Below are 10,387 nucleotides of genomic sequence, written 5' to 3'. Positions count from 1 at the left end.
AAATAGCTATGGTCTTATTGAGCCTTTTTCTTCATAGATAAATTTATCTACATTGCACTGACCATCTTTTCTATCTCCACTTATATATGTACTAAGTGAATTTTTAAGCATTTTAGTATATTTACTATCTCTTGGTGAGCCATTTAGTATATCTTCATAATCATAAATTCTCTCATAGTAATCATTTGTTGCTTGATTATCTATTGTAAGTCTACCAAAATCAATAGTTGCACCAACATACAAACCAGTAACTTCACCATGATTTATCATCCACGCTGAAACTTCAGGTAGATCTGTCATAGCTCCAGTAGCATAACCACCATCAAAAGCACTTGCTCCTGCATTTGCCTCAAGTGTATCCATACCTTCAAAGATATCTCTGTATGATTTACTTGTTTGGAAAAGTACAATTACATCTCTAGATTCTACACCAGCTTGAAATCCAACTCCAAAACCTCTATATTTTATCATAAGAGGTGATGTCCAGTTTCCATTAAAGTCTCTTGTTATAAACACACCATCACCACTTTGAACAGAAGCTATAACTCCAGTTCTTGTTACATCTGTTAAGATTGCTACAGCTTTTGCATGTTTTAGATATTTATCTTGAAAGGTCCTATTTGTATCGCAACCAAAAGATTTTACAACATTTGCTGCAGCATAGACTCTTTCATTTTGAGTAACATCTGCATTAGCACCTAAACAAAGCAATACTAATCCAAGAAGTATCTTTTTCATACCATTATCCTTTTTAGTTAAAATTTTGGTATATTATAGCAGCAAATTTTTGTTTTGTTGTATGAAAAGCAGGAATTTAGGCTAAATTTGTTAAATAAAGGTTAAAAATGAGAAAGATTTTGTTTATTTTAGCTATTGCTACTCAGATTTTTGCTTATACGATTATTAATGGCGATACTGAAATTCTAAGAGCTGATGAGAGCGTGGCAAAAAAGATTGTTGTAAATGGCAAAGAGGGAAAGTGGATAAAACATCCTAATAAAAATAGCGTTATGATAGCTTTGATAAGTAGTAATTATAGAGCAAAAGATGATATAAAAGTTGAAATTTTTGACAGCGAGCCTATTGTATTTAAATTAAAAGATGGAGATTATAAAAAAGAGCAAATCACAGTTGCTCCTGGTATGTCAAGTCCTAGTAAAGAAAATCAAGAGCGAATAAAAAAAGAGAGTGAGGAAGCGTGGAAAATTTATTCTAAAGTTGGTGATGAGTTTTTGTTTGATTCTAAATTTGAAGCTCCACTAAATTCTTTTATCACATCAAATTTTGGAAATGCTAGGCTTTTTAATGGCTCACTTAAAAGCTATCACTCAGGAACTGACTATAGAGCGGCTATTGGAACGCCTATAAAAGCAGCAAATTCAGGAGTTGTTGTTTTAGCTAAAAATAGATATTTTGCTGGAAATTCTATTATCATTGATCATGGTGCTGGAATTTACTCACAGTATTATCATCTAAGTAGGATAGACAAAAAAGTAGGCGATAAGGTAAAAAAAGGAGAGATCATTGGTCTTAGTGGAGATAGCGGTAGAGTAAGTGGCCCACACCTTCATTTTGGCATAATGGTGGGTGGAAATAGCGTTGAGCCTTTAAAATTTATACAAAAGATTAACTACTCTTTATTTGAAGCTGAGTAAGATTTCAGAATTTGGTTGTTTATATTAAGAAATTCACATATACTTAACAAATAGTTGTTATACTTAGATAAATTATTTTAAGGAGTATACTATGAAAAAGATTATTTTTTCGATAGCGTTTGTTGCTGCGTCTGTTTTTGCGGCTGATTTTTCAAATATGAGCGATTTGGCTGTTGTTGATAGTGTTAAAAGTGGTGATGTTAAAAGCTTTGCAGAGGCTGGTTTTGAACTAAGCAAAAGAGTAAGTTTAGAAAATAAAGATGCTCAAAATGCTTGTTTGGTTTTTGGTAATATGATTAAAAAAGAACTAGATGGTAAAACACCTGAACAAAAAAGAGCTTTTAGAAATGAATTTGATATGTATTTTTATGCAAATTTTGAAAATCTTAGTAAGGTAGAAAGAGATAATTTTGATAGAAAAGCTTGTTATAAATACTCAAAAGGACCAAAAAAAGCTAATAAAAACTGTGGTTGCCAAAAAAGTGATTTCCAAAAAGGTATGATGTCAAAACCATGTATGGCAAAAGGTGTAAAAACTCCTTGTGGAATTAACCATGATAAAGGTTGCGGCATGGATAAAAACCGTAATGATAATAAAAAAATGTGTAAAGAAAAAAATCCAAACTGCCCTTTTAATAAAAATTTAGAAGATAACAAAAGTAAAAATGAAGATTTCAAGCAAAATTTAAAAATGAGTCAAGGTATGAATCAAGGCAGAAGCATGATGAAATTTAACTCAGATTTAGAAGATGGAAAATGTCAAGTAAATTTGCCTTGTGATAAGGAAGATAAGTAATTGTCTAAGGTTTTAGTCTTAGAAGATGAGAGTATGCTACTTGATATGATAGTTGAGTATCTAAGTAGCAACTCTTATGACGCTGTAGGTGTAAAAAGCTATGAAGAAGCTCTAAATTTAGCTTATGAAAAGAGCTTTGATATTTGGGTTTTTGATGTTAAAGTTATAGGTGGAAATGGCTTTGATCTGCTTAAAGACTTAAGAGCTTCAAACAGACTTACGCCTTGTATTTTTACAACTTCATTAAATAGTATAAATGATCTAAATAAGGGTTTTTTAAGTGGTTGTGATGACTACTTAAAAAAGCCTTTTGAACTTGCTGAGCTAAGCCTTAGAATAGATAATCTTATAAAAAGAAATTTCGCTCACCAAAGAAAAGTAGTTCAGGATTTAGGCGATGGATATGAGTTTGATATTAACCAAAAAGAGCTTTTCTATAATGGCGAAACTGTTAAAATTCCAGTTAAAGAAAGTAAGCTTTTAGCCATCCTTCTTCAAAACAAAGGTAAATTTGTAAGCAAAGATGAGATATTTAGCTATGTGTGGGAGTATGATGAGATGCCAAGTGAGCTTAGTCTTAGAGTTTATATAAGAAATTTAAGGAAATTTTTTAAAGATAAGATATTATCTCGCTCAAAAGTAGGATATGCTTTTATGGATGAAAAATATGTGGGATAAAAGATATATATTTCCGATATTTTTTCTATATATGATTACAAGTATGATTTTTCTTACAACATTTGCATATTTTTATTATATCGAACAAAAACACCACATCCTAAAATCAAGCATCTATCAGATAAAAGAGATCTCTAAAGATATCCAAGCTTATTTAAGATTTGATGAAGATGATCTTCAAAGTATAAATACGGGCAATGTAAAGGTTAAAATTTATGATAATGTAAATCAAAAATGGCTAGTTAAAGAATTTGATGAAGAAGATATTTTTAAAAGTAAAAAGAGATTAAATTCTTACGCTTTTAAAAATAATAAGCTTTATTACAAAGAATTTTTTAAATTTAAAAGAGCTTCTAAAGCTTACACGCTATATTTTGAAGATGCAAGCTATTATGAAAATTTACGCTTTTTAGTGATAAGGCTTATATTTATGGTGGCTATTTCACTAGCTTTTTTTCTTATAATTGCATATTTTATCATCAAACTCTCGCTTCGTCCGCTGTTTGATAAGATAAATGAGTTAAATAGCTTTATAACCGATACAACTCATGAGATAAAAACCCCACTTAGCGTGATTTTGATGAGTTTAGAAATGGTTGATAAAAACCCTAAAAAGTATCTTGAAAACATAAAAGTTGCTACAAAAACTATCTCAAACCTTTATGATGATTTGGTGTCTTTAAATTTAAAAAGTGAAAATAACCGTTTAATTATGCTTGATATCACAAATTTAGTAAATCAAAAAGTTTCTTATTTTGAAGATATTGCTTCTAAAAAAGGGCTTAAATTTAGGCTAAATTTAAGCTCACTTAGTCTAAACACTGACCCTATAAAACTTAGTAAAATTTTAGATAATCTTATATCAAATGCCATCAAATATAGCGATGAAAATGGTGAAATTTATATTTTTTTAGATGAAAATAGCTTTAGCATAGAAAATACAGGTGCAACTATAGAAACTAAAAATTTAAATAAAATTTTTGATAAATTTAGCCGTTTTAACTCTCAAAATGGTGGTTTTGGTATAGGTCTTAGCCTTGTTAAAAAGTACTCAAATGAGTTAAATTATAAAATTTATTGCCAAAGCAGAGATAAAAAAACAAAATTTACTCTTAAATTTTAAAATTTGACTAGACTTTAAGTAAATTTTTGTAGAATTTGAAAAAATATGAAAAGAGTTTGATGACTGCACTTTTGTTTGTCGAGTATGTTGGTATCGCTTCAGCTTCACTTAGTGGCTATTTGTATGCTGTTAAAAAAGAGTGTGACTTGCTTGGAATTTTCTTAGCTTGTTTTTTAACCGCTCTTGGTGGTGGTATTTTAAGAGATGTTTTAGTTGGAAGAGATCTTTACTCATTTACTCACTATATGCCAGTTTCAATTGTTTTAGTTATGATGGCTGGAGCTTATATTTTTAAAGCTCATACTAAACATGAAAGCCTTGGTAGAAGCACTGTTTTTGTTTTTACAGATGCTGTGGATGTTGTAAGCTTTTCAATAGTTGGAGCAATGGTTGCTATCGAGTATGATTGTAACATTTATGGCGTTGTTTTAACTGCGCTTGCAAATGGTGTTGGGGGTGGAATTTTAAGAGATATGTTGTACAATGAAGTGCCTTGGTTTATGCGTGCTGGCTTTTATGGGACAGTTAGTTTAGCAGTTGGATTTATATATTTTTTTATGGATAAATTTGGATTTAATAATATGTTTTGGATAATGGTGCTTTTTTGTTTTGGTACTATTATTAGGATGATAGCATACAAAAAAAACTGGCATTTGCCAAAAATTGATGAAAAAAGATAAGGAGATGATATGAGTTTAATGAGTAATTACGCAAGAGAAGATATCACTTTTGTAAAAGGTGATGGAGCAAAAATTTTAGATAGTAAGGGTAAGAATTATATTGATTTTGGTTCTGGTATTGGGGTTTGTTCGCTTGGTCATGCTAATAAAAAAATAGCTAAAACCATATCTGAACAATCAAGGTCTTTACTTCACACTTCAAATATCTACACTATTAAGTCACAAATAACGCTATCAAAAAGTATAGATAAGCTTTTAGGATATAAAACATATGCCTTTTTTTGTAACTCTGGAGCTGAGGCAAATGAGTGTGCTATAAAACTAGCTAGAAAGTATGGAACGATTAATTTTAAAGAGAAGAAATTTGAGATTTTAACTCTTAAAAACTCATTTCACGGTAGAACTATGGCAACTTTAGCAGCCACTGGTCAGGATAAATTCCACCCTGAAATTTTTGCACCTTACACTCCTGGATTTAAGTTTTTTGATACGATTGATGAGATTATTAAAAACATTGATGATAAAACTGTTGCTGTTATGATAGAACTTGTCCAAGGCGAGGGCGGTATAAAGCCACTTCCAAAAGATGATATTGTAAAACTTAGTAAGGTTTTGAAAAAACGAAATTTACTACTTATAACTGATGAGGTTCAGTGTGGAGTTTTTAGAACTGGTGAGTTTGTAACTTCACAAATTTATGGCATAAAACCTGATATTATTACTTTTGCTAAAGGCCTTGGTGGTGGAGTGCCGATTGGAGCTTGTGTAAGCACAAAAGATATCTTTACTCCAGGAGATCACGGAAGTACTTTTGGTGGAAATTTTTTAGTTACTAGCGTGGCAAATACAGTTCTTAGCGAGATTTTAAAGCTAAAAGAAAGTGGCAAACTTAATAAAAATATCAAAACTTTTAATAGATATCTTGACAAAATGGTAGAGCGATATAGTGAAATTTTTGAGTCTAAAACAGGTCTTGGACTGATGCTAGGCTTAAAAGTAAAAGATGCTAAATATCAAGATCTTGTTTATAGAAAATGCCTTGAAAAAGGAGTTTTAGTTCTAAAATCAGGAAAAGATATAGTTCGTTTTCTTCCGCCCCTTAACATAAAAAAAGATGAGATAAAAGATGGTTTTAAACGCTTTAAAGACGCTTTAAATGAGATTTAGCCAGTTTTTTAACTCATGGCTAAATGATGGGTATTATAAAAAAGCCGTTAAAATCGGCAAAAATGGAGATTTTTTTACTTCCGTAAGTGTTGGTTCGCTTTTTGGAGTTATATTATCACGCTATATTTTATCGATAAGTTCTAAATTTGATGGTAAAATTTCCATAGTTGAGATAGGGGCAAATGAAGGGTATCTTTTAGCTGATATTATTCAAGGAATTTTTACTTTTAGTCCTAAGAGTTTATCAAAATTTGAGTTTGTTATGGTTGAGCCACATGAGAATTTAAGGCTTTTACAAAGAGCAAATTTTAAAGAATTTTTTGGAGATGAAATTTCTCTTACCCACTATAAAAGCCTAAAAGATGCCAAATTTAAGAACGCCATTTTTATCTCAAATGAGCTTTTTGACTCATTTGCTTGTGAAGTAGTTGATGGTGAAAAAATGCTCTATGTTGGTGAAAATTTAGAGCTTTTTTGGGATAAAATAGATCCAGAAATAAAAGACTTTGCTAAAAAGTACGAGGTTAAAAAAGGTGAAATTCCACTTAAGTTATATGAATTTTTTACTAATTTATCCGCGTCAGCTAGTAAATTTCATTTCATAACTTTTGATTATGGAGATATGGGCTCTAGGGGCGATATAACTCTTAGAATTTATGATAATCACAGAGTTTATAACCTTTTAGAAGAAAAAGATTTATCCAAATTTTATAAAAATTCTGATATAACTTATGATTTGAATTTTGAAATTTTCAAAAGTGAGTTTTTAAAGGTTAAAGGCGTTAAATTTATAAGTTTTAAAAAGCAAAGTGTGGCTCTTATGGATATGGGAGCAAGTGAGGTTTTAAGTGTGGTGAGTAACTCCAATAACAAAAACGCTTATAAAAATGCCACACTTCAGTTAAAACGCTTGATTTATGAATTTGGGTCAAGATTTAAAGCTATAGAGTTTAGTAAAGGAGTTTAGGTGAAGTTAGCAGTTGATTGTGAGTGTATTTTGATGCAAAGAAGTTTAGAGCTTTTTTTAAGTGATTTTATATCAAACGAGCCTGATTTTATAGTAAGTGATGTTAAAGATGATGTAAATCAGCAGGTTTTTTTGATAGAAAACTATCTAAATTTGCCTTTTACAAAAGAGATGCTTTTAGAGGCTTTAGAAGAGTATAGTTTTTGTGCAAATAACCAAATGATCAAGCGTGAGCCACTTGAAAACAGAATTTCTAGCTTAGTTGATGAGTTTAAAGTTAGACTAATTAAAATCATAAAAGATCACTATGAGTAAGTTTTTTACTACAATAAATTCAGGAATTTATAAAGGCAAAAAGTTAGCTCTACCAAGTAGTAGCACAACTCGCCCTACAAAAGCCATCGTAAAGGGATCTTTTTTTGATACTTACCGCTATGATTTAAGGGGTAAGGTTTTTATAGAGATGTTTGGCGGAAGTGGAAGTATGGCAGCTGAAGCTTTAAGTAATGGTGCAAAAAAAGCTTACGCTATAGAAAAAGATAGAGATGCTTTTAAACTTTTAAGTTCAAATTTTAGTTTGATTAGCAAGGATTTGGTTGCGATAAATGGTGATAGTTTTAAAGAAATTCCAACTCTTTTGCTAGGTGATGAGTATATTTTATATATTGACCCGCCATTTAACATAAGAGATGGATTTAATGATGTTTATGAAAAGGTTATAAAATTGATAAATTCTCTTGATGAAAGGGTCGTTTTGGTTACTATAGAACATGCAAGTAGCGTTAAATTTGAAGAAAAAATAGGCAAATTTTCTCTTATAAAGTCAAAGAAATTTGGCCTAACAACTTTAACTTATTATGCATAATTTAAAAGAGCTTTTAAATTATCACGCAGACCTTAAAAACTGCGATGAAAATCTGCTTGCAAATGCCGATCCTTTACAAGTTGCTAGAGTTTATAAAGAGCCAGTTATTTGCCTTATTTGCGCTCTGTTTGCTTATGGAAATGCAAATTTAATAATTAAATTTCTGAATTCTTTAAATTTTGAACTTTTAAATGAGAGTGAGAGTGAAATTTTAAAATTTTATAGCTCTTATAAGTACCGTTTTCAAAGCATTAGCGATGTAGCTCAAATTTTTATAACGATGAAACGCTTAAAAAATAGCTATAGCATTGAAGAGCTAGTTAGCGATGGACTTAAAAGTGGCGGAAGTATTGAGTTTGGTATAAAAAATTTAATAGATAAAATTTACCTACTTAATCCTTACAGAAGTGATGGATATGAGTTTTTTTACTCAAAAAGCTTTGAAAAAGCCCCTAAAAGCCCATATAAGCGTTATAATATGTATCTAAGATGGATGGTGAGAAACTCAGATATTGACCTTGGAATTTTTAAAAGTATTCCTAAAAGTATGCTTCTTATGCCTCTTGATGTCCATACTCAGCGTGTTTCAAGAGCATTAGGATTGCTTAAGCGAAAAAGCTATGATTTTAAAGCTGTTCTTGAACTTACAAAAAATTTACAAAAATTTGACCCAGATGACCCTATAAAGTATGATTTTGCACTCTATAGACTTGGGCAAAGTGGCGAGATAAAAGAGATTTTAAAAAATCTTTAGATGAAATTTTATGGCTTTATATATGAAATTAGCTTTAAATTTATTTAAATTAAGCTATAAATTTTAGAAATTTAGCAACTTAAATTTATACTTTTTTAAAGCAAAATAATATAGAATAAAATCTTTAAAATAAAGGTTTATTTATGGAATTTGAAATTTGGCAGCTTGTTTTGCTTTTTGGCGTTGCTTTAGCGGCTGGTTTTGTTGATGCTGTTGCGGGTGGTGGTGGACTTATTTGCATACCTGCACTTCTTGCTGTAGGAGTTCCGCCTCACGCAGCTTTAGCGACGAATAAACTGCAAGGAAGCTTTGGAACGCTTTCAGCAAGTATAAATTTTATAAAAAAAGGCTATATTAAATTTAGCGACATATATATAGGTATCATTTTTACGCTGATTGGGGCGGTTTTGGGTACGGTTATAGTTTTGTTAGTAAAAGCTGAATTTCTAAACTACATTATGCCAGTTTTGCTTTTAGGAATTTTTTTATATACGCTTTTTTCGCCAGCTATGGGTGAAAAAGATAAAGACGCTAAGATGAGTAAAAACGCTTTTTACATAATTTTTGGTCTTTTGCTAGGATTTTATGATGGTTTTTTTGGTCCAGGAACTGGGTCATTGTGGGTTTTTGCATTTCTTGCACTTTTAGGGCTAAATATGCGGCAAGCTGTAGCAAACACAAAAGTTATGAATTTTACTTCAAATATCGTATCTTTGGCGGTTTTTTTAGTTGGTGGGCATATTCTTTGGATGGTTGGTCTTGTAATGGCGGCTGGACAGATAATAGGCGGATATTTAGGGGCAAATTTAGTTATCACAAAAGATACAAAATACATTAAATGGATATTTTTAACTGTAGTTGGAGCAACTATTCTTAAGCTTTTTATATCATAAATGTGTAAAATTGCTCATTTTAAAGCTAGATAAAGCAAATTTATAGTAAAATTACCCAAAATTTTTAAGGCTTAAGAGGTTTTATATGCTAAAAGATATATTTTTATTTGCTGGAAGTTTGATAAGTTATAACCACACTTTTATCTATATTTTCCACTTTTTACTTGTTGTTGCTATCATTGTTTTGATTGCTAGAATGTCTACAAAATCTATGCAGCTTGTTCCACATGGTATTCAAAATATCGTTGAAGCTTATCTAAATGGCGTTATAGCTATTGGCAAGGATGCAATGGGTAGCACAGAACTTGCAAGGCGTTACTTGCCTTTAGTGGCAACTCTTGGTTTTGTTGTTTTTCTAAGTAATATTATCGGTATGGTTCCAGGTTTTGAATCACCTAGTGCAAGCCTAAACCTTACTTTAGCACTTACAGTTTGTGTTTTTATATACTATCACTATCAAGGATTTAAGGTTAATGGAGTAGTGGGCTATCTTAAAAGCTTTTGTGGACCGATAAAAATCATGGCGCCATTTATGTTTGTTATAGAGGTTATCTCTCACCTTTCAAGAGTTGTATCACTATCTTTTCGTCTTTTTGGTAATATCAAAGGTGATGATCTATTCTTATTAGTTATGCTTACACTTATGCCTTGGTTTGTTCCTATGATTCCTTATGCTTTACTTGCTTTTATGGCTATTCTTCAAACCTTCATATTTATGGTTTTATCATATGTATATTTAGCTGGTGCTGTTGTAGTAGACGAGCATTAAGCTTTATAAATTTAAGCTCAAAATTTTGAGCTTAAATCAC

Annotated in this window: 13 protein-coding genes; 12 read left to right on the top strand and 1 reads right to left on the bottom strand. The window is 30.9% G+C overall.

The window, feature by feature from the left end:
* Positions 1-6: 6 nt before the first annotated feature.
* The gene (locus tag CCORG_RS04935; protein ID WP_025803362.1) at positions 7-738 is read right to left on the bottom strand and encodes a lipid-binding SYLF domain-containing protein; all 732 of its coding nucleotides are present in this window, start codon (positions 736-738) and stop codon (positions 7-9) included.
* Positions 739-845: 107 nt separating this feature from the next.
* Between CCORG_RS04935 and pgp3 the strand changes: the two genes are divergently transcribed.
* From pgp3 to CCORG_RS04875, 12 genes are all read left to right on the top strand, one after another.
* On the top strand, positions 846-1,655 hold the full coding sequence (gene pgp3 / locus CCORG_RS04930; protein WP_025803363.1) for a peptidoglycan metallopeptidase Pgp3: 810 nt from the start codon (positions 846-848) through the stop codon (positions 1,653-1,655).
* A gap of 91 nt (positions 1,656-1,746) precedes the next feature.
* Positions 1,747-2,451: a DUF1104 domain-containing protein gene (locus tag CCORG_RS04925; protein WP_025803364.1), complete on the top strand. Its 705-nt coding sequence runs from the start codon at positions 1,747-1,749 to the stop codon at positions 2,449-2,451.
* Entirely contained in the window at positions 2,452-3,129 is a 678-nt protein-coding gene (locus CCORG_RS04920) for a response regulator transcription factor (protein WP_025803365.1), read from the top strand.
* Complete coding sequence (locus CCORG_RS04915; RefSeq protein ID WP_025803366.1) at positions 3,110-4,252, top strand: sensor histidine kinase; 1,143 nt, start codon at positions 3,110-3,112, stop codon at positions 4,250-4,252. Before CCORG_RS04920 ends, CCORG_RS04915 begins: the two co-directional genes overlap by 20 nt.
* 59 nt (positions 4,253-4,311) lie before the next feature.
* Entirely contained in the window at positions 4,312-4,932 is a 621-nt protein-coding gene (locus CCORG_RS04910) for a trimeric intracellular cation channel family protein (RefSeq protein WP_025803367.1), read from the top strand.
* A 9-nt stretch (positions 4,933-4,941) separates the two neighbouring features.
* On the top strand, positions 4,942-6,099 hold the full coding sequence (locus tag CCORG_RS04905; RefSeq protein WP_025803368.1) for an acetylornithine/succinylornithine family transaminase: 1,158 nt from the start codon (positions 4,942-4,944) through the stop codon (positions 6,097-6,099).
* On the top strand, positions 6,089-7,066 hold the full coding sequence (locus CCORG_RS04900; protein ID WP_025803369.1) for an SAM-dependent methyltransferase: 978 nt from the start codon (positions 6,089-6,091) through the stop codon (positions 7,064-7,066). The genes CCORG_RS04905 and CCORG_RS04900 overlap by 11 nt, the downstream gene beginning before the upstream one ends.
* Positions 7,067-7,381, top strand: coding sequence for a hypothetical protein (locus tag CCORG_RS04895; protein ID WP_025803370.1), 315 nt, complete (start codon positions 7,067-7,069; stop codon positions 7,379-7,381).
* Entirely contained in the window at positions 7,374-7,931 is a 558-nt protein-coding gene (gene rsmD, locus CCORG_RS04890; protein WP_025803371.1) for a 16S rRNA (guanine(966)-N(2))-methyltransferase RsmD, read from the top strand. The genes CCORG_RS04895 and rsmD overlap by 8 nt, the downstream gene beginning before the upstream one ends.
* On the top strand, positions 7,924-8,685 hold the full coding sequence (locus CCORG_RS04885) for a TIGR02757 family protein (protein ID WP_025803372.1): 762 nt from the start codon (positions 7,924-7,926) through the stop codon (positions 8,683-8,685). Before rsmD ends, CCORG_RS04885 begins: the two co-directional genes overlap by 8 nt.
* A 143-nt stretch (positions 8,686-8,828) precedes the next feature.
* Complete coding sequence (locus CCORG_RS04880) at positions 8,829-9,578, top strand: TSUP family transporter (protein WP_025803373.1); 750 nt, start codon at positions 8,829-8,831, stop codon at positions 9,576-9,578.
* A gap of 85 nt (positions 9,579-9,663) precedes the next feature.
* Positions 9,664-10,347, top strand: coding sequence for a F0F1 ATP synthase subunit A (locus tag CCORG_RS04875; RefSeq protein WP_025803374.1), 684 nt, complete (start codon positions 9,664-9,666; stop codon positions 10,345-10,347).
* The last annotated feature ends 40 nt before the right edge of the window (positions 10,348-10,387 follow it).

Origin of the sequence: Campylobacter corcagiensis, assembly GCF_013201645.1 — a bacterium.
Lineage (GTDB): Bacteria > Campylobacterota > Campylobacteria > Campylobacterales > Campylobacteraceae > Campylobacter_B > Campylobacter_B corcagiensis.
This window is presented reverse-complemented; position numbering and strand designations above follow the sequence as displayed.